The organism is Kineococcus halophytocola (assembly GCF_041276425.1).
GTDB lineage: Bacteria > Actinomycetota > Actinomycetes > Actinomycetales > Kineococcaceae > Kineococcus > Kineococcus halophytocola.
Map to the genome: position 1 here is coordinate 44,209 of NZ_JBGFTU010000019.1, position 19,102 is coordinate 63,310.

Annotated in this window: 17 protein-coding genes; 11 read left to right on the forward strand and 6 right to left on the reverse strand. The window is 74.7% G+C overall.

Annotated elements, in window-relative coordinates; all coding sequences use genetic code 11:
- The first annotated feature begins 19 nt into the window (after positions 1 to 19).
- The 9 genes from AB2L27_RS15775 (at position 20) to AB2L27_RS15815 (ending at position 12,123) form a co-directional block, all read left to right on the forward strand.
- Positions 20 to 1,216, forward strand: a complete 1,197-nt coding sequence (locus AB2L27_RS15775; RefSeq protein ID WP_370442442.1) for a mannose-1-phosphate guanylyltransferase — start codon at positions 20 to 22, stop codon at positions 1,214 to 1,216.
- 136 nt (positions 1,217 to 1,352) lie between these two features.
- Positions 1,353 to 2,600, forward strand: coding sequence for an amidohydrolase (locus AB2L27_RS15780; RefSeq protein ID WP_370442443.1), 1,248 nt, complete (start codon positions 1,353 to 1,355; stop codon positions 2,598 to 2,600).
- A 195-nt stretch (positions 2,601 to 2,795) separates the two neighbouring features.
- On the forward strand, positions 2,796 to 3,893 hold the full coding sequence (locus AB2L27_RS15785) for a BMP family lipoprotein (RefSeq protein WP_370442444.1): 1,098 nt from the start codon (positions 2,796 to 2,798) through the stop codon (positions 3,891 to 3,893).
- A 62-nt stretch (positions 3,894 to 3,955) separates the two neighbouring features.
- Complete coding sequence (locus AB2L27_RS15790; protein ID WP_370442445.1) at positions 3,956 to 5,470, forward strand: ABC transporter ATP-binding protein; 1,515 nt, start codon at positions 3,956 to 3,958, stop codon at positions 5,468 to 5,470.
- Positions 5,467 to 6,684, forward strand: coding sequence for an ABC transporter permease (locus AB2L27_RS15795; RefSeq protein ID WP_370442446.1), 1,218 nt, complete (start codon positions 5,467 to 5,469; stop codon positions 6,682 to 6,684). The genes AB2L27_RS15790 and AB2L27_RS15795 overlap by 4 nt, the downstream gene beginning before the upstream one ends.
- The gene (locus AB2L27_RS15800; protein ID WP_370442447.1) at positions 6,681 to 7,985 is read left to right on the forward strand and encodes an ABC transporter permease; all 1,305 of its coding nucleotides are present in this window, start codon (positions 6,681 to 6,683) and stop codon (positions 7,983 to 7,985) included. The genes AB2L27_RS15795 and AB2L27_RS15800 overlap by 4 nt, the downstream gene beginning before the upstream one ends.
- Positions 7,982 to 8,416 carry a cytidine deaminase gene (locus AB2L27_RS15805; protein ID WP_370442448.1) on the forward strand — a complete coding sequence of 145 codons (435 nt, stop codon included), beginning with the start codon at positions 7,982 to 7,984 and terminating at the stop codon, positions 8,414 to 8,416. Before AB2L27_RS15800 ends, AB2L27_RS15805 begins: the two co-directional genes overlap by 4 nt.
- Positions 8,413 to 9,696, forward strand: a complete 1,284-nt coding sequence (locus AB2L27_RS15810) for a thymidine phosphorylase (RefSeq protein ID WP_370442449.1) — start codon at positions 8,413 to 8,415, stop codon at positions 9,694 to 9,696. Before AB2L27_RS15805 ends, AB2L27_RS15810 begins: the two co-directional genes overlap by 4 nt.
- 117 nt (positions 9,697 to 9,813) lie before the next feature.
- Complete coding sequence (locus tag AB2L27_RS15815) at positions 9,814 to 12,123, forward strand: putative bifunctional diguanylate cyclase/phosphodiesterase (RefSeq protein ID WP_370442450.1); 2,310 nt, start codon at positions 9,814 to 9,816, stop codon at positions 12,121 to 12,123.
- Here AB2L27_RS15815 and AB2L27_RS15820 read toward each other — a convergent pair.
- The 5 genes from AB2L27_RS15820 to AB2L27_RS15840 all read right to left on the reverse strand — a co-directional run bounded on the left by AB2L27_RS15820 (position 12,102) and on the right by AB2L27_RS15840 (position 15,797).
- Positions 12,102 to 12,665: a GNAT family N-acetyltransferase gene (locus AB2L27_RS15820; protein WP_370442451.1), complete on the reverse strand. Its 564-nt coding sequence runs from the start codon at positions 12,663 to 12,665 to the stop codon at positions 12,102 to 12,104. The genes AB2L27_RS15815 and AB2L27_RS15820 overlap by 22 nt on opposite strands.
- 186 nt (positions 12,666 to 12,851) lie before the next feature.
- Positions 12,852 to 13,172 carry a DMT family transporter gene (locus tag AB2L27_RS15825; RefSeq protein WP_370442452.1) on the reverse strand — a complete coding sequence of 107 codons (321 nt, stop codon included), beginning with the start codon at positions 13,170 to 13,172 and terminating at the stop codon, positions 12,852 to 12,854.
- Positions 13,169 to 13,390, reverse strand: a complete 222-nt coding sequence (locus tag AB2L27_RS15830) for a DMT family transporter (RefSeq protein WP_370442453.1) — start codon at positions 13,388 to 13,390, stop codon at positions 13,169 to 13,171. Before AB2L27_RS15830 ends, AB2L27_RS15825 begins: the two co-directional genes overlap by 4 nt.
- 55 nt (positions 13,391 to 13,445) lie before the next feature.
- Positions 13,446 to 14,870 (reverse strand): MFS transporter, encoded by a 1,425-nt coding sequence (locus tag AB2L27_RS15835; RefSeq protein WP_370442454.1) that lies wholly within the window; start codon positions 14,868 to 14,870, stop codon positions 13,446 to 13,448.
- Between the two features lie 33 nt (positions 14,871 to 14,903).
- Positions 14,904 to 15,797: a LysR family transcriptional regulator gene (locus AB2L27_RS15840; protein WP_370442455.1), complete on the reverse strand. Its 894-nt coding sequence runs from the start codon at positions 15,795 to 15,797 to the stop codon at positions 14,904 to 14,906.
- Positions 15,798 to 15,868: 71 nt separating this feature from the next.
- On the opposite strand from AB2L27_RS15840, the gene AB2L27_RS15845 reads away from it, so the two are divergent.
- Both AB2L27_RS15845 and AB2L27_RS15850 read left to right on the forward strand, forming a co-directional pair.
- Positions 15,869 to 16,804 carry a DMT family transporter gene (locus AB2L27_RS15845; RefSeq protein WP_370442456.1) on the forward strand — a complete coding sequence of 312 codons (936 nt, stop codon included), beginning with the start codon at positions 15,869 to 15,871 and terminating at the stop codon, positions 16,802 to 16,804.
- Positions 16,801 to 17,910 (forward strand): adenosine deaminase, encoded by a 1,110-nt coding sequence (locus AB2L27_RS15850; RefSeq protein ID WP_370442457.1) that lies wholly within the window; start codon positions 16,801 to 16,803, stop codon positions 17,908 to 17,910. The genes AB2L27_RS15845 and AB2L27_RS15850 overlap by 4 nt, the downstream gene beginning before the upstream one ends.
- Before the next feature lie 31 nt (positions 17,911 to 17,941).
- Here the strand turns inward: AB2L27_RS15850 and rsgA are convergent, their stop codons facing one another.
- Entirely contained in the window at positions 17,942 to 19,057 is a 1,116-nt protein-coding gene (gene rsgA, locus AB2L27_RS15855; protein WP_370442458.1) for a ribosome small subunit-dependent GTPase A, read from the reverse strand.
- Between the last annotated feature and the right edge of the window lie 45 nt (positions 19,058 to 19,102).

Consider the following 19,102-nt stretch of genomic DNA (forward strand, 5'->3'; position numbering starts at 1 on the left):
CACCGGTAGGTTCCGGGTCATGACTGACGGGGGACAGCTCAGCAGCAGCACCGGACCGGGGTCGTGGGCCTCCTCCACGCCCTGGTCGGTCGACGACCTCGAGGACGCCCAGATCGACCTGTCCGACTTCCACGCCGTCGTGCCCGCCGGGGGAGCCGGCACCCGGTTGTGGCCGCTGTCGCGCAGCGACCGCCCCAAGTTCCTCCTGGACCTGACCGGTCGCGGTCGCACGCTCCTGCAGCAGACGTGGGACCGGCTGCTGCCGCTGGCCGACGCCGACCGCCTGCTCGTGGTGACCGGCCGCTCGCACGCCGACGCCGTCGCCGAGCAGCTCCCGGACCTGCCCGAGGCGAACATCCTGCGCGAGCCCGCCCGCCGCGACTCCGCCGCCGCGATCGGCCTGGCCGCCGCCGTCCTGGTGCGCCGCAACCCCGACGCCGTCCTCGGCTCCTTCGCCGCCGACCACGTCATCTCCGGGCGCGACGACTTCGAGAGCTCGGTGGAGGAGGCCGTCGTCACCGCCCGCCGCGGCTTCGTCGTCACCATCGGCATCGCCCCGTCCCACCCGGCCACCGGCTTCGGCTACATCCGCCTGGGCAAGCGGCTGCGGCTGCAGGGCGCGCCGAACGCGCGCCGCGTCGTGCAGTTCAAGGAGAAGCCCGACGCCCGCACCGCCTCGGCCTACCTCTCGACGGGGGACTACCGCTGGAACGGCGGGATGTTCGTCACCCGCGCCGACGTCCTGCTCGACCTGCTCGCCACGCACGCCCCGGCCCTGCACGCCGGCCTGCAGCGCATCGCCGACGCCTGGGACACCCCGCAGCGCGAGGCCGTCCTGGAGGAGCAGTGGACCTCGCTGCCGGCCATCGCCATCGACCACGCCGTCGCCGAGCCGGCCGCCGAGGAGGGCCGCGTCGCCGTCGTGCCCGCGACCTTCGGCTGGGACGACGTCGGGGACTTCTCCTCCCTGGCCGAGCTGCTGCCCGCCGACGTCGACCAGCCGAAGGTGCTCGGCGACCCCGACCTCGTCATCACCGAGAGCGTCGCAGGCGGGCTCGTGGTGCCCGGCACGGACCGCGTCGTCGCCCTCCTCGGTGTCGACGACCTCGTCGTCGTCGACACCCCCGACGCGCTCATGGTCACGACGCGGGCGCGGGCCCAGGAGGTCAAGAAGCTCGTCGAGCGGGCGCTGGAGGCCGGGCTCGACGTCGTCTGACCCGCCCGCCGGGGAGGGGTCGTTGACGCGGAGCGCCGAACCTACCGGTGCTCCGCGTCAACGACACCCCACCGAGCCGCCCCCGGAGTCGGGTGAGGTCGGCGGTGGGCGGGCGGCGCGGGTACCGTCGGACGACGTGACGAGCGACACGAGCAGCCCGCGGACCACGACCGGCCCCGGCGGGCTCGGCGAGCGCGTCGCCGACCTCGTCGTCGCCCACGAGCCCACCGCCAGGTCCCTGCGCCGCGAGCTGCACGCCCACCCCGAGCTCGCCCGCGCCGAGCACCGCGCCACGGCCCGGATCGCCGACCTGCTCACCGCCGCGGGCGTCGAGGTCAAGCTGCTCCCGGGCACGGGTCTCATCGCCGACCTCGGGCCCGAGTCCCCGCGCGAGCGCACGCTCGCCCTGCGCGCCGACCTCGACGCCCTGCGCACCCCGGAGTCGACGGGGCTGCCCTACGCCTCGACCGTCCCGGGGGTCGCGCACGCCTGCGGCCACGACGTCCACACCGCCTCGGTCCTGGGCGCCGGTCTCGTCCTGGCCGACCTGGCCCGCACGGGCGACCTGCCGCACCGCGTGCGGCTGCTGTTCCAGCCGGCCGAGGAGGTCATGCCCGGCGGGGCGCTGGACGTCGTGGGTGCCGGTGCGGTGGAGGACGTGGCCGCGATCTACGGCCTGCACTGCGACCCCAGCCTGGACGTCGGCACCGTGGGCCTGAAGGCCGGGCCCATCACGTCGGCCTCCGACCACGTCACCGTCCGGCTGCGGGGGACGGGGGGCCACACGTCCCGGCCGCACCTGGCCGGTGACCTCGTGTTCGCCCTCGGCCAGGTCATCACGCAGCTGCCCGCCGTCCTGGCCCGCCGCGTCGACCCCCGCGCCGGGGTCAACCTCACGTGGGGCGCCGTGCACGCCGGGGACGCCGCCAACGCCGTGCCCGCCGACGGCTTCGCCGCGGGCACGCTGCGCTGCATGGAGACCGCGGCCTGGCAGCACGCCGGGGAGCTGGTCGAGGCCGTCGTGGCCGACCTCGTGCGCCCCTACGCCGTGCGCGCCGAGGTCGACCTCGTGCGGGGGGTGCCGCCGGTCGACAACGACATCCACGCCACGGCGGCCCTGGACGCCGCCGCCCGGGCGGTGCTGGGGGAGTCCGGCGTCCTGCCGACGCGGCAGTCCCTGGGCGGGGAGGACTTCGCCTGGTACCTGCACCACGTGCCCGGGGCCATGGTGCGGCTGGGCACGCGCACCCCCGGCGGGCCCACGTACGACCTGCACCGCGGCGACTTCGCCCCCGACGAGGGGGCGCTGGCCGTGGGGATGGGGGTGCTGGCGCTCACCGCGCTCTCCCCGCGCGCGCTGCCGCAGGCGTGGGGGGTGTCCTGAGCCGGTCCCGCACCGACGGTGATCCGTTCCGGCACCCGGGTGAGGTGACCGGCGCGAAGGTCTCGATCTGGACAACGTGACCGCTCGACGGCACGGACCGCGGGTTTTCGCGCACTACGATGACCGCGCGTTCGCACCTGCCCGAGGTGGGGCCGACGCCACGATGCGATCCACCCCGACCTGGAGGACCTCACCATGACTTCGATCCACCGCCTCGCCCCGGTGGCAGCTGTCGGCGTCGCCGCCCTGCTGCTCGCCTCCTGCGGCGACCGGCCGACCGACACGCAGGGGTCCTCCGGCGGCTCCGAGGGCGGGTCCGGCGACGCGTTCAAGGCCTGCATGGTGCTGGACACCGGCGGCGTCGACGACCGCTCGTTCAACCAGTCCTCCTACGCCGGCTTCGAGGCCGCCAAGGAGGAGAACCCGAACATCGACATCTCCTACATCGCCTCCAACAGCGACGCCGACTACGTCCCGAACCTGCAGGCCGAGGTCGGCAAGGGCTGCGGCACCATCGTCGCCGTCGGTGGGCTCATGTCCGACGCGGTGAAGGAGGTCGCGGAGCAGAACCCCGACCAGGACTTCGCCGAGATCGACTCCGCGCCCGTGGCCGACAACGTCTACGGCTTCGAGTACAACACCGTCGAGGGCGGCTTCCTCGGCGGGTACCTGGCGGCCGGGATGACCGAGACCGGGACCGTCGGCACCTGGGGCGGGCTGAACATCCCGCCGGTGACGATCTACATGGACGGCTTCTGGGAGGGCGTCCAGTACTACAACCAGCAGAAGGGCACGAACGTCAGGGTCATCGGCTGGGACGAGAACAACCCCAGCGGCGGCACCTTCTCGAACTCCTTCACCGACCAGGCGGCCGGCCGGTCGATCACCGAGACCCTGGCCTCCCAGGGTGCCGACATCGTCATGCCGGTGGCCGGGCAGTCCGGCCTGGGCGCGGGGGCAGCGGCCCAGGCCGCCGGTGGTTCGCTGAACCTCGTCTGGGTCGACACCGACGGCTGCGTCAGCGCCGCGGACTACTGCGACTACTTCATCTCCTCGGTGACGAAGAACCTCACCGACGCCGTGAAGGAGTACGTCCTCGACGCCGCCGAGGGGAACGTCCCCACGGGTGCCTACGTCGGCACGCTGGAGAACGACGGCACCGGCCTGGCACCGTTCAACCAGTGGGACGACCGGGTCCCGGCCGAGCTGAAGACCGAGCTCGACACGGTCAAGCAGGGCATCGTCGACGGCTCGATCGAGATCACCTCGCCCAACGCGATCAAGGCCGGCTGACCGCCCGGCCGCACGACAGCCCAGGACCGACGGACGACGGCGACGAGGGGAACGACCCGCAGGTGCAACTGGAACTCAAGGGCATCACGAAGCGCTTCGGGCCCCTCGTCGCCAACGACTCCATCGACCTCGTCGTCCGCGAGGGCGAGATCCACGCCCTCCTGGGCGAGAACGGCGCCGGCAAGAGCACGCTGATGAACGTGCTCTACGGCCTGTACACCCCCGACGAGGGGCAGATCCTCGTCGACGGTGAACCCGTGGAGTTCTCCTCCCCGGGGGACGCGATGGCCGCCGGGATCGGCATGGTGCACCAGCACTTCATGCTGGTCCCGACGTTCACCGCCACCGAGAACATCGTCCTGGGGGCCGAACTCACCTCCGGCGGCGGGTTCCTGGACCGTCGCCGGGCCCGGCAGCGCGTGGAGGAGACGTCGCAGCGGTTCGGCCTGGCCATCCCGGCCGACACCCTCGTCGCCGACCTCGCCGTCGGCGTCCAGCAGCGCGTGGAGATCGTCAAGGCGCTGCTGCGCGACGCCAGGGTCCTCGTCCTGGACGAGCCGACGGCGGTGCTCACCCCCGCCGAGACCGACGACCTCATGCGCGTCATGCGCGAACTGGCCGACGCCGGGACGTCGATCGTCTTCATCACCCACAAGCTGCGCGAGGTCAAGGCCGTCGCCGACCGCATCACCGTCATCCGTCGCGGCAAGGTCGTGGGGGAGGCCTCCCCGCAGGCCTCGCCCGAGGAGCTGGCCGCCCTCATGGTCGGGCGCGACGTCCGGTTGCGGGTGGAGAAGGCGGACGCCGAACCCGGTGCAGCCGTCCTGCAGATGGCCGGCGTGCGGGTCGTGGACCCCTCCGGTGCCGTCCTGCTGGACGACGTCGACCTGCAGGTGCGGGCCGGCGAGGTCCTGGCCGTCGCCGGGGTCGACGGCAACGGCCAGACCGAGCTCACCCGCAGCATCGTCGGCCTGCAACCCGTCGACGCCGGCACCGTGACGGTCTCCGGCACCGACGTCACGGGACGGCCCATCGCCGAGGTGCTGGCCCTCGGGGTCGGGTACGTCCCCGAGGACCGGCTGCACGACGGCCTCGTGGGGTCGTTCAGCATCGCCGAGAACCTCGTGCTCGACCTCGTGGACTCACCCGCCTTCGCCAGCGGCCCGTCGGTCAACCGGGAGGCCGTGCGGCGCAACGCCGCCGAGCGCATCGCCGAGTTCGACATCCGCACCCCCTCCGCGCAGGCGGCCGCCTCGACGCTGTCGGGCGGCAACCAGCAGAAGGTCGTGCTGGCCCGGGAGATGACGCGCTCGCTCGACCTGCTCGTCGTCGCCCAGCCCACCCGCGGTGTCGACGTCGGCAGCCAGGAGTTCGTGCACCAGCGGATCGTGGCCGAACGCGACCGCGGTGCGGCCGTGCTGCTGGTGTCCACCGAGCTCGACGAGGTGCGGGCGCTGGCCGACCGCATCGTCGTGATGTACCGCGGCCGGATCGCCGGTGAGGTCGGCCCGGACGCGACGCAGGAAGAACTCGGCCTGCTCATGGCGGGCGCCACCCCCGGGAAGGACGACGCGTGAGTTCCCCCTCGCTGGAGAAGGACCGCCAGGAGGCCGCGCCGCGGCGCCGCCGCCTCTACTGGGGCGGCAGCTGGCTGGTGACGGTGTTCGCCGTCGTGGGCGCGCTGCTCGTCGGCGCGGTGCTCATCGTCATCGGCGACCAGCCGTCCCGGCAGAGCGCTGGGTACTTCTTCTCCTACCCGCAGGACTTCCTGCTCAACGTCTGGTACTCCGTGCGCGACGCCTACCTGGCGCTGCTGCAGGGGGCCGTCTACAACCCGAACTTCACCGGGACCGCCGCGCTGCGGCCGATCTCGGAGACGCTCGTCAACGCCACGCCGCTCATCCTCGCCGGGCTCGCCGTCGCGCTGTCGTTCCGGGTCGGGTTGTTCAACATCGGCGCCCAGGGGCAGATCATCGTCGGCGCGATCGCGGCCGCCTGGGTGGGTTTCGCGATCGACCTGCCCGTCGTGCTGCACCTGCTCGCCGCGCTGGTGGCCGGGGTCGCCGGCGGGGTCGTGTGGGGCGGGGTCGTCGGCCTGCTGAAGGCCCGCACCGGGGCCCACGAGGTCATCACGACGATCATGCTGAACTACGTCGCGATCAACCTGCTGACCTTCCTGCTGAGCGTGCGCGGTTTCCAGCGCGCCCCCTACACGCAGGCCATCTCCGAGCAGGTCGACGGTTCCGCCGTCCTGCCCAAGCTGCTCGGGTCCTCGCTGCGGGTGAACCTCGGCCTGGTCCTGGCGGTCCTGGCCGCCGTCGCGGTCTGGTGGCTGTTCGAGCGGTCCCGCCTCGGGTTCCGGCTGCGCGCCGTGGGCGCCAACCCCGACGCGGCCCGCACCGCCGGGATGGGCGTGGGCCGGTTGCAGGTCGTCTCGATGGCCCTCGCCGGCGGTCTGGCCGGTCTGGCCGGGGCCACCCAGGTCCTCGGCGTCACCGGCAGCGTGACCGGCAGCGTCGCGGGGAACATCGGGTTCGACGCCATCACCGTCGCCCTGCTCGGGCGCAACAACCCCTACGGCGTCATCGCGGCCGGGCTGCTCTTCGGCGGCCTGCGCGCGGGCGCGGTGCAGATGCAGTCCGTGACGGGTGTCCCCGTCGACCTCGTCGGGGTGCTGCAGGCCCTCGTCGTCCTGTTCATCGCGGCTCCCGCGCTCGTGCGGGCCGTGTTCCGGTTGCGCGCCGGCGGTCCCGCCGTCGGTGCGGAGTTGTCGGGAGGGTGGTCCCGGTGAGCGGGTCGGCCAACGCCCAGGTCCCCGCGGCCGTCGTCGACCCCGCGCGCGTGGAGCGACCCGTCGGCCTGCGCAAGCGGGTCGTGACCGGTGCCCTGCTCGTCGTCGTCGGTCTGGTCACCGTCCTGGGCTGGGGCCTGGGCTCCGGCGCCTCCGACGCCACGTTCCGCTTCGGCGGCGGGTCCTCGGTCACGCTGCCGGACCTGACCCTGCCCGGCACGGTCACCCCCGTCGTGCTCGGCGTGGTGGTCGTGCTGCTCGGGGTGTTCCAGATGGCCCGCGGGTTCCGCGCCCGGCGCAGCCCGGTCGTCATCGCCGTGACCCTGGCCTGCTTCGTCCTGGCGTTCCTGTGCTGGGTCATGAGCGGGGCGGACGCGCAGTCGATGGACCTGGTCCGGCTGCTGCAGCAGACGGTGTTCCTGGCGACCCCGCTGATCCTCGGCGCCCTCGCCGGGGTGCTCGGCGAGCGCAGCGGCGTCGTCAACGTCGCCATCGAGGGGCAGATGCTCACCGGCGCCTTCGCCGGTGCGCTCGTGGGGTCGATGGCCGGCACCCTCGGGGCCGGGGTCGTCGGCGCGGTCCTGGCCGGAGCCGTCGTCGGGTGGCTGCTGGCGGTGTTCGCGATCCGCTACCGGGTGAACCAGGTGATCCTGGGGGTCGTCCTGAACGCCGCGGCCCTCGGCTTCACGGGATGGGCGTACAAGGCGCTCATGCAGACCGACACCCAGCGGTACAACTCGCCCGGCGTGCTCTCGCCGATCCGGATCCCCGTGCTCGCCGACATCCCCGTCGTCGGCCCGCTGCTGTTCCAGGCGAACGTCCTCGTCTACGTCATGTACGTGGTGATCGTCGTCCTGCAGGTCGTCCTGTTCCGCACGAAGTGGGGTCTGCGCACGCGGGCCGTGGGCGAGCACCCCAAGGCGGCGGCGACCGTCGGCATCGACGTGCTGCGCGTCCGGTACGTCAACGTCGTCGTCGCCGGGGGGATCGCCGGGCTGGCCGGGGCGTACCTGTCGATCGGCACCATCGGGCCGTTCACCGAGAACATGTCGGCGGGCAAGGGGTTCATCGCGCTGGCCGCCGTCATCTTCGGGCGGTGGAGCCCGCGCGGGGCCGTCGGGGCCTCGCTGCTGTTCGGGTTCTTCGCGGCGCTGCAGACGCTCGTCGGCATCCTGCAGGGCCCGGCCGCGGTCCCCTCCAGCTTCCTGGCGATGCTGCCCTACCTGGCGACGATCCTGGCGGTGGCCGGTTTCGTCGGCCGCGTCCGGCCGCCGGCCGCGAGCGGGGAGGCGTACCCGTGACGGACGGACCCGACGTCGACTGGGCGGGGCTGCGCGCCGCCGCCCGGGCCGCGCTGACCCACTCCTACGCGCCGTACTCCACCTTCCCCGTCGGGGCGGCCGCGCTCGTCGACGACGGTCGCCTGGTCGCCGGCGCGAACGTCGAGAACGCCTCCTACGGCGTCACGCTGTGCGCCGAGTGCACCCTCGTCGGGCAGTTGCAGATGAGCGGCGGCGGGCGGCTGGTCGCGTTCGCCTGCGTCGACGCGGCCGGGAACGTCCTCATGCCGTGCGGGCGCTGCCGCCAGCTCCTGTTCGAGTTCGGCGGACCGGACCTGCTGGTGGACTCCCCGCGCGGCGTCGTGCCCATGACCCAGGTGCTGCCCGACGCGTTCGGGCCGCACGACCTGACCGACCCCGCCCGCAAACCTCCTGGAGAGGCCGTCCCGTGAGCCAGCAGTTCGCCGCCGTCGACGTCATCCGCACCAAGCGCGACCGGGGGGAGCTCTCGGACGCGCAGATCGACTGGGTGATCGACGCCTACACCCGCGGCGAGGTCGCCGAGGAGCAGATGTCGTCGCTGGCGATGGCGGTCCTGCTCAACGGGATGACGCGGCGGGAGGTCTCGCGCTGGACCGCCGCGATGATCGCCTCCGGCGCCCGGCTGGACTTCACCGACCTGCCCCGGCCCAGCGTCGACAAGCACTCCACCGGCGGGGTGGGGGACAAGGTGACGCTGCCGCTGGCCCCGCTCGTGGCGGCCTGCGGGGCGGCCGTCCCGCAGCTGTCCGGCCGCGGGCTCGGTCACACCGGCGGCACGCTCGACAAGCTGGAGGCCATCCCGGGCTGGCGCGCGTCGCTGACGCTGCCGGAGATCCGCGCCCAGCTCACCGACCTCGGCGCCGTCGTCTGCGCCGCCACCGGCGACCTCGCCCCGGCCGACCGGAAGCTCTACGCGCTGCGCGACGTGACCGGCACGGTCGAGGCCATCCCGCTCATCGCCAGCTCGATCATGAGCAAGAAGATCGCCGAGGGCACCAGCGCGCTCGTGCTCGACGTCAAGACCGGGTCGGGCGCGTTCATGACGGAGCTGGAGCAGTCGCTCGAGCTGGCCCGGACGATGGTCGACCTCGGCACCGACGCCGGCGTGAGGACGGTCGCCGTCGTCACCGACATGTCGACCCCGCTGGGCCGCACCGCGGGCAACGCCCTGGAGGTGCGCGAGTCCGTCGAGGTCCTCGCCGGCGGCGGTCCGGCCGACCTCGTCGAGATCACGCTGGTGCTGGCGCGGGAGATGCTCGCCGCGGTGGGCCTGGACGCCGTCGACCCGGCCGACGCCCTCGCCGACGGCCGGGCGATGGACGCCTGGCGGCGGATGATCGCCGCCCAGGGCGGGGACCCGGACGCCCCGCTGCCGGTGGCCCGGCACACCCACGAGGTGCTCGCCCCCGCCGACGGGTTCCTCGACGTCGACGCGATGGCCGTGGGGGTCGCCGCGTGGCGGCTCGGCGCGGGCCGGTCCCGGCGCGAGGAGGCCGTGCAGGCCGGGGCGGGCGTGGAGCTGCACGCGGTGCGCGGGGACGCCGTCCGCGCGGGCCAGCCGGTGATGACGCTGCACACCGACACCCCCGAGCGCTTCGAGTGGGCGCTGCAGGCGCTCGACGGCGGGTTCCCCGTGAGCGCCGAACCGCCCGCCGCGCGGCCCCTGGTGCATCAGCGCGTGACGGCCTGACGTTCCTCCGTCACCCTGGGAGCCGGGCGGGGCGTGCAGGGTCCCCCCGGGACGGACCCTCCGTGATCAAGGAGCGGCCGGCGGGAACCGATGACCAGGGGGGTGAGAGGAGTCCACGTGGTCCAGCCAGAGGTGTCCGCGCCGCGCCGCCTGCGCCGGTGGCACGCCGAGGTCCTGGCCGCCGTCGTCCTGGTCGTCGTCTACCTCCTGCCGCTGCCGGACGCCGTGCGGTCGGCGGGGGTTGGTGTGCTCGGGGTCGCCGCGGTCGTCGTCGCGGCGGCCGCCGTCCGTCGCCGCCGGCCCGGACCGGCGTGGAGCTGGTCGTTCGTGCCGGTGTGCGCGGGGCTGTTCCTCCTGGGCTCGGCGCTGCGGCCGTGGGCCGACGGCCGTCCCGGCCTGGCCGCCTTCGCCCCGGACCCCTTCTCCCTCGTCGGGTACGTGCTGCTGGTCGTGGCCCTGGCGCGGATGGCCCGCGCGCTCGGGGGGTTGCGCCGCGAGGTGGTCTTCGACGTCCTCGTCGCGAGCCTGGCCGGTGCCGCCGCCGCGGTGCAGTTCCTCGTGCTGCCGGTGCTGGACCTGCCCGGGCGCACGGTCCTCGGCTCGGTCCTGGCCGGGCTCTACCCGCTGTTCGACGTCGTCCTGGTGGTCCTGGCCCTCGACCTCATCATGAGCGCCCCGGGGGTCGTGGCGCACCGCTGGTTGTGCGGGGCCGTCGCGTGCCTGCTCGCCGGGGACGTCGGGTACGCCGTCCTGGGGCGGCAGGGGCACTACGTCGCGCCCACCGCCTTCGACGCCCCCTTCCTCCTGGCCTACTTCCTGCTGGTCGTCACCGTCCTGCGCCTGCCGCGGCCGGGGGAGGCCCCCGCACCGCCCGCCCCGACGTTCGACGCGTGGTCGGCCCCGCGGCTCGTCGTGCTGTGCGTGTCGCTGCTGGGGGCCGCCTACCTGGCGAGCGTGCGCACCGACCAGGGGCTCGTGGGGCAGGCCGCCGCGTTCACGCTGCTGTGCGTGATGATCGGTCTCGTCCTGGCCCGGGCCGTGGCCGCCGTCAACGGGCACGCCGCCGCCAAGGCCGTGCTGGAGCACCGCGCCACCCACGACGCCCTCACCGACCTGCCCGGACGCGACGAGTTCGAGCGGCGGGTCCAGGCCCTGCCGGCGGCGCGGACCCCGGGCCCCGACGGCGATCACGACGGCGCCGCCGGCCGCTACGTGCTCTTCGTCGACCTCGACGGCTTCAAGCGCGTCAACGACACCCACGGGCACGTCGCCGGCGACCTGCTGCTGCGCGAGGTGGCCTCCCGGTTGCGCTCGGCGGCCCCCGGGGAGGCGGTGACGGCCCGGCTGGCCGGTGACGAGTTCGTCCTGGCCGTCCCCGGCCCGGCCGCGAGCGCCGTGCGGTGCGCCACGGACCTGCTGGAGGCGCTGCGCCGACCGGTGCGGTTGCCGGTGGGTGAGGTCGTCGTCTCGGCCTCGGTGGGCATCGCCGCCGTCGGTGTGTCCCTGGCCGTGGCGCTGCGCGAGGCGGACCTGGCGATGTACCGGGCGAAGTCGCAGGGCCGCAACCGGCACGTGCTGTGGGACGACGCGCTGCGGCGGGCCATCGGGGACGACGTGGAGTTCGAGCTGGACCTGCGCTGCGCCGTCGCGGAACGGTCCCTGGAGGTGCACTACCAGGCCATCGTCTCGCTGGCCACGGGTGTCCCCCGCGGGGTGGAGGCGCTGCTGCGCTGGGACCACCCGCTGCACGGGCCGATCTCCCCGGCCGTGTTCGTGCCCGTCCTGGAGGAGACCGGCCTGGTGGTGGAGGTCGGGCGGTGGGTCCTGCAGACGGCGCTGGCCGACCTCGCGTCCTGGCGGCGCGACGGGGTCGTCGGGGACGACTTCCTCGTCTCGGTCAACGTCTCCCCGCGCCAGCTGCTCGACCCCGGTTTCCCCGACACCGTGCGCGAGGCGCTGGCCGCGCACGGCCGGGGCGGGGACGCGCTGCTGCTGGAGATCACCGAGTCCTCGATGCTGGAGGAGGACGACCGTACCCTGGACCTGCTGGACCGGTTGCGCCGCCTGGGGGTGGGGCTGGCCGTGGACGACTTCGGGACCGGGTACTCCGCGCTGAGCTACCTGCGCAGCTTCCCCGTGACCCGGGTGAAGGTCGACCGCAGCTTCGTCTCGGGGCTGGGTCGCGACGGCACCGACGCGGCCGTCGTGCGGGCGGTCGTGGCGGTCAGCGAGGCGCTGGGGCTGGCGGTGACCGCCGAGGGCGTGGAGACCGAGGAGCAGCGCGCGGTGCTGGCCGGTCTGGGCGTCGGGCACGGGCAGGGGTGGTTGTGGCACCGGGCCCAGTCCGCGGGGGAGGCCGCCCGGTACCTGCGGGACGCCGGGGCGCGGAACCACCGGCGCGAGGTTCAGGCCGACGCGAAGTCGTAGGCCCAGTACGTCTGCTCGTCGAGCCGTTCCCCGGTCGTCTCGTGGCCGAAGGAGTTCACGATCCGGCCGATGAGCCGGGGCAGGGCCAGCTGCTCGTCGTTGTAGCGGCAGATGTCCAGGCTGGCCACGCCGCGCTGGTCGTGCACGACCCGGCACATGGCCTCCACGAGGGTCACGAACACGCCGCTGCTGCGGTAGGCGGGGTGCACCCCGACGCAGCCGATGTACCAGATGGTTCCCTCGGCGAACTGCCGGGGCCAGCGGTGGGCGTAGTAGTCCTCGGACAACTGGTACACGGTGGACAGGTCGTTGGAGAACGTCGCGAAACCGCAGAGGACGCCGAGGTCGGCGTCCCGCACGACGTACTTGACCACCCGCTCGTCGGCGCAGACCTCGTCGAACTCCTCGCGGGTCATGAGGTGCTGCTGCACGGCCCGCCGGGCCAGTCCCGCGAACGCGAGTTCGTAGACCTTCCAGGCCTGTTCGAGGTCGTCACCGGACAACCGGGACGTCGTCTCCAGGACGGTGCTCGCGCGGGGCATGTCGTCTCCTCCGAGTGGGGTGGGATGACGGGATCCTGCCAGGACGAGTTCACGGTACGTGACGAGAAATGATCTTGACCACTCTTCCGGCGCACCGAGTTTCCCCCGGACAGACGGTCCGGGAACCCGGTGTTCCGGTGGCCGGAAGATCGGTCGCGGGTTCTCCTCCGGGCAGAACCCCGCGGGTCAGCGCGCGCCCAGTTCCACCAGGAGCACCCCGGCGGCGATGAGGGCCAGCCCCAGGACCGTGGTGCGCGTCAGCGGGTCGCCGAACACCGCGCGCGCCACCAGCGCGGTCAGGGCGATCCCGACCGCGGACCACACCCCGTACGCCACGCCGACGGCCATCCCCGCCCGCAGCGCGAGGGACAGGAACCCGAACGAGACGAGGTACCCGGCCGCCACGACCGGCAGCCAACGACGCCGGCGACCACCGTCCGACATCCGCAGCACGGCGGTCGCGGCGACCTCGAACAGCACCGCGCCGGCCAGGAACAGCCAGCTCACGCGTCCTCCCCGGGGTGGCGCGCCCCCAGTTCCACGAGGAGCACCCCACCGACGATGAGCGCGATCCCCGCGCCCGTGACGGGGGTGAGGGGTTCGGCGAACAGGACAGCCCCCGCCAGGGCGGTGAGGGTCACGCCGGTCGCGGCCCGCAGGGCCAGGGTCGCGGTGACCTCGGACAGGACCGCCCCGGCCAGCAGGCCCCCGGTTCTCGCGCGCACCCGCGCACGCTACCGGGGCCGCGGGACCCGCCCGCTGGCCCGAGCCGGGGAACGGTCAGGGCGCCGGTGGTGCGACCCGCCGGGCGGCGAGGACGGCCAGGACGGCCAGCGCCGCGCACAGCGGCAGGGTCCCGGCGAAGGCGGCCCGACCCGAGACGGTGGCCAGGGCCGTGAACGCCAGCCCGGTCAGGGCCATCGCGGTCCCGCCGGCGACCGCGTCGGCGACGGTCAGCGCCGAGGATCCCGACCCCTCCTGGCCGGGCGTGGACCGCTCCAGGACGAGGACCGTCGTGCGGGGGAACCCCAGCCCCATGCCCGCGCCCGCGGCGAACCAGCCGAGCGCGCAGCCCACCGCGGCGGCCACGGCGCCGGGGTCCAGGACGGCGACGCCCGCCTGCGCGGCCACGCCCAGCAGCAGCAGGGCCGTGCCGATCCGCACGGCCCGCTCGTGCGGCAGCCGCGGGCCCAGCCGGCCCTGCACGGCCGAGGCCGACGCCCACGCCACGGCCGCCGCGGTCAGCACGACCCCGGCCAGGCGCAGCGGGACGTCGAACCGCTCGAAGAGCATCCGCGGCAGGTGCACCTCGGCGCTGAAGAACGTGGCGGCGAGCAGGCCCCGCAGCAGGACGACCGCGGGCAGACCGGGCCGCCCGGTGAGCGTGCCGGCGGGCAGCAGCGGACGGACCGCCACGACGAGGACGACCAGGGCGGCGCCCGCCGCGAGCCACCGCCACGGCCCCCCACCGCCCAGGCTGCCGGCCGAGCTGAGGGCCACGACGGCCAGCGACGTGCCCGCTGCGGCGAGGAACCGCCCGCGCGGGAACGGGGCCGGGGAGGTGACGGGGGCCCGCACGCGCAGCAGCGTGGGCAGCACCGCCCCCGCGGCCAGGAGCACGAGCACCAGGACCCCGGAGAACACCCAGTGCCAGCCCCAGGCCGTCGCGACCGACGCGGCGGCGGCGGGCCCGACGATCGAGGGCAGGACCCAGGCGGCGGCGAAGGCGCCGAACACGGCCGGGCGCAGGGCCGGGGGGAAGGCCAGGGCGACGAGGACGTAGAGGGTGACGCTGATCCCGCCCGAGCCCAGGCCCTGCAGGAAGCGGCCCGCCACGAAGACCGGCATGCTCGGCGCCAGGGCCGCGGCGAGCAGGCCCAGGCAGAACACCACGACCGCGGCGAGCAGCGGGCGGGCGGGCCCGCGCCGGTCCGACCAGGCCCCCGCGGCGACCATGCCGACGACGCTGGCGGCCAGGGTCGCGGCGAAGGCCGTCGCGTAGGCGCTGCGGCCGCCGAGGTCGTCGACCACGAGGGGCATCACGGTCGTGACGGCCAGGCTCTCGAACGCCGAGAGGAACACCAGCGCCGTCGTCCCCAGCGTCGTCACCAGGTACCGGGGGGAGAGGATCCCCTCGCGGGTGGGCGTCGGGGTGGGCGTCGGGGTGGGGCGCGCGGCGGCGGCCCGGTCGGTGCTCTGGGTCACGAGTTCACGCTAGGACCTGCAACGCGCTGCAGCTCAACCCCCGGGGGTGCGTGCGACGTCGCGCAGGGCGTCCAGGACGGTCCGCACGCCGCGCCGGGCCAGGGCCTCCGGGCGCAGCAGCGCGTCCACGCGCCGGTTCACCCGCACGTCGGCCAGCGGACGCAGCACCACGTCCGGCCCGGGGCGGCTCGTGCGCGCCGGCACGAGCGCGACCGCGTCACCGGCGGCGACGACGGACGTCGCGACGAAGACCTCGTTGATGCGGTGGACGACGTCCAGCGGGCGGCGCGCGGCGACCGCCACCACGTCCAGGAGACCGGCCAGCGGGAACCCCTCGTGCACGGAGACCCAGCGCTCGGCGGCGACGTCGGCGACCCGCAGCTCCTCCCGCCCGGCCAGGGGGTGCTCGGCCGCCAGCGCCACGTGGAGCGGTTCGAGCAGCAGCGGCACGACCCGCACCCGGCGGGCCGGCCAGGCCGGGGAGGCCTCGGGCCGGTGGGCCACGACCACGTCGTGGTCGGCGACGAGGGCCGGGAAGGCGTCCTGGGCCACGTCCTCGTCGGTGCAGCGCAGCGGCGGGGTGCCGTCCAGGGCGGTGAGCAGCGGGCCGAACCAGGCCAGCGCGGCGGAGTGGAAGGCGCAGACGGACACGGGGGTCCGCGCCGAGTCGAGGTGGTCGCCGACGGCTCGGCGGGCGGCGTCCATGGCGGCCGCGACGTCCACCGCGGCGCTCGCCAGGGCTTCGCCGGCGAGGGTCAGGGCGAGGCGGCGGCCCCGCTTCTGCGTCAGGGGGACCGCGAAGGACCGTTGCAGCGCCGCCAGTTGCTGCGACACCGCGGACGGGGTGACGTGCAGGGCCCGGGCGACGGCGGCCAGGCTGCCCCGCTCGGCGAGCTCGCGCAGCACCCGCAACTGCCGCTCGTCCATGAAGCGATGCTAATGCCCGGGTTCAAGAAGTCGCGCTGGACTGAACTGTTGCACTCGCTGACGCTGGTGGGGTGCGCGATCGACGGGTGGACGCCCTGCTGCTGGGCGTGGCGGTGGTGTGGGGCAGCAGCTACCTCGCGGTCAAGGTGCTGCTCGACAGCGGGCCGGGCACGGAGGCGGTCCTGCCGGTCCTCACGCTGCGCTACACCGGGGCGGCGGTGGCGCTCGCGGTCGTCGTCGTCCTCACCCGGGCCCGCCTCGGCCGGCACGAGCTGGGCTGGGGCCTGGTCCTGGGGTGCTCCCAGGCGGCCGTCCTGCTGCTGGAGACGTTCGGCGTGGCGGGCACGAGCGCGACCAACGCCGGCCTGCTCATCTCCACGACCGTCCTGCTCACCCCGGCCGTCGAGGGCCTGTGGACCCGCTCGTGGCTGCCGCCGTCGTTCTTCGCCGCGGCCCTCGTCGCCGTCGTGGGTGTGGCGCTGCTCGTCGGCGGGGGCGGGTGGCGCACCCCCACGGCCGGTGACCTGCTCGTGCTGGCCGCGGCCGTGGTGCGGGCCTGCCACGTCACGGCGATCGGGCGGGTCACCCGGCGGGTGCCGCTGGACCTGCGCGGGCTGACCCTCGTCCAGACCGTCGTCGGCGCGGTCGCGGGGCTGGCGCTCGCCCCCGGCGCCACGGCGGGTTTCGCGACGTCGGCGAGCCCCGCGCAGTGGGCGGGCATCGCGTACCTGGCCCTGGGGTGCAGCGTCTTCGCCTTCCTCGCGCAGTCCTGGGCGGTGCGCCGGACCTCGGCGGCGCGGGCGAGCCTGCTGCTGGGCACCGAACCGCTGTGGGCGGTGCTGTTCGGCCTCGCCCTCGCCGGTGACGTCCTCGGGCTCACCGGGGTGCTCGGGGCCGTCCTGCTGCTGGGCGCGACGGCGGCCGGTCAGCGCATCGAGCTGCGCGCCGCCGGCCGACCCGCGGCGGGGGAGCGGGGCGCCCCGGAACTGGCAGGATCGGAGCCGTGAGCGAGACGACCCCCACCACCCCGCAGACCACGCTGGAGCGCGTGCGCGCCCTCCCGAAGGTGTCGCTGCACGACCACCTCGACGGCGGCCTGCGCCCGGCGACCATCGTCGAGATCGCGTCCGCGAACGGTCACCGGCTGCCGACGAGCGACCCCGAGGAGCTGCGCGCGTGGTTCCGCGACGCCGCCGACTCCGGCACGCTCGTGCGCTACCTGGAGACGTTCGACCACACCATCGCCGTCATGCAGGACGCCGAGTCGCTGGCCCGCGTCGCCACCGAGGCCGTCCTGGACCTCGCCGCCGACGGCGTCGTGTACGGGGAGCTGCGCTACGCCCCCGAGCAGCACCTGCAGGGCGGGCTGTCCCTGGACGAGGTCGTCGAGGCCGTGGAGGAGGGGATGCGCCGCGGGGAGCAGCAGGCCGCTGCGGCCGGCACGCCCATCCGCGTCGGCACCCTCGTCACCGCGATGCGGCACGCCGACCGCGGCCTGGAGATCGCCGAACTCGCGCTGCGCCACCGCGACGCCGGGGTCGTCGGGTTCGACATCGCCGGCGCCGAGATCGGGTTCGCGCCCTCGGACCACCTCGCCGCGTTCGACCGCCTGCACGCCGAGAACTTCCCGGTGACGATCCACGCCGGGGAGGCGTTCGGGCTGCCGAGCATCGCCGACGCGCTGCACCCCTGCGGCGCCGAGCGCATCGGTCACGGCGTGCGGATCGTCGAGGACGTCAGCGTGCACGAGGGGCACGACGAGCACGGGCTGCCGAACGCCACGCTGGGTCGGCTGGCCACCTGGGTGCGCGACCGCGGGATCGTCCTGGAACTGTGCCCGTCGAGCAACGTGCAGACGGGCGCCGCGACCAGCGTGGCCGAGCACCCGATCACGCTGCTGAAGGACCTGGGGTTCTCCATCAGCGTGAACACCGACAACCGGCTGATGTCGGGCACGTCGCTGTCGCGCGAGTTCGCCCTGCTCGTCGAGGAGGCCGGCTGGAACCTCGCCGACGTCGAGCGGGCGACGATCACCGCCCTGTCCGGGTCCTTCCTGCCCTTCCCCGACCGCGTCGCGCTGGCGAGCGCCGTCATCCGTCCCGCCTTCGCCTGACACCCCCGGGGTCGGCCGGGGCCGGGGCGGTTCAGCGGTAGCGGTCGCGGTTCGCCGTGGCAATCCGCTTCCACTCCCGGCGCCGGTCGGCGGCCAGGCGCGCGTCGGTCCGGCGGGCGAACCACGCCTGCTCCCGTTCGAGCTTGCGCAGGTTCTCCAGCCGGCGCCGGTCGAACACGCCCGCGTCGATCGCGGCGAGGACCGCGCACCCGGGTTCGGAGGTGTGCGAGCAGTCGGAGAACCGGCAGTCCACCGCGATGTCCTCGACGTCGGCGAACGTCCGGTCCAGGGCGCCGCCGAGGTCGGCCACGCCCAGGCTGCGCAGTCCCGGGGTGTCGAGGAGGACGAGGGGTTCGCCCCCACCGGGCACCGGGACGAGTTCCCGCGTCACCGTCGTGTGCCGGCCCTTGCCGTCCACGGACCGGACCGCGCCGACGGCGAACCGCTCCTCCCCGAGCAGGAGGTTGGCCAGGGTCGACTTCCCCGCACCGGACGACCCGAGCAGAACCACGGTGCCGCGCAGGCGGTCTCGCAGTTCCCCGACACCGGCGGGGTCGTCGTGCCGGACCGCGATGACCTCGACCCCGACGGCGTCGGCCCGCACCCGTTCGACGATGCGTTCGAGGTCGTGGGCGGGCGCGAGGTCGCTCTTCGTCAGGGCGACCACGGGATGTGCTCCGGAGTTCCACGCCAGGGCGAGGAACCGTTCGACCCGTCCGTTCGTCGTCCGCGACTCCGCGCCGATCGCCACCACCACGGTGTCGACGTTCGCCGCCAGCACGTGCTCGGCAGAACGTCCCGTGACCGAGGCCCGGGCCAGGACGGTCCGGCGGGGCAGGACCGCGACCGGTGCGGCCCCGTCCGGGGCGTCGAGGCGGAGGGCGACCCAGTCGCCCGTCGCGGGTTCGGGCACGAGACCGCCCGGCGGGACCTGCACCCGCTGCGGGCCCAGCGGGGTCTGCACGTCGCAGGCCCCGCGGTGCACCCGGACCACGCGGGCCGGCAGGAGGTGGGGAGGGTCCTGCTCGCCGAAGCGGGTGATCCCGTGCGCGTGCGACGACGCCTGGAACGTCGCCCAGCGCCGGGCCCAGTCCTCGTCCCAGCCGAGCCGGGTCAGCGGGTCGGCGGGGTTCACCTCGATGGTCACCTCGTCAAGGCTAGGTTCGGGCGCGAACCCCCGGCGAGGGCTTTT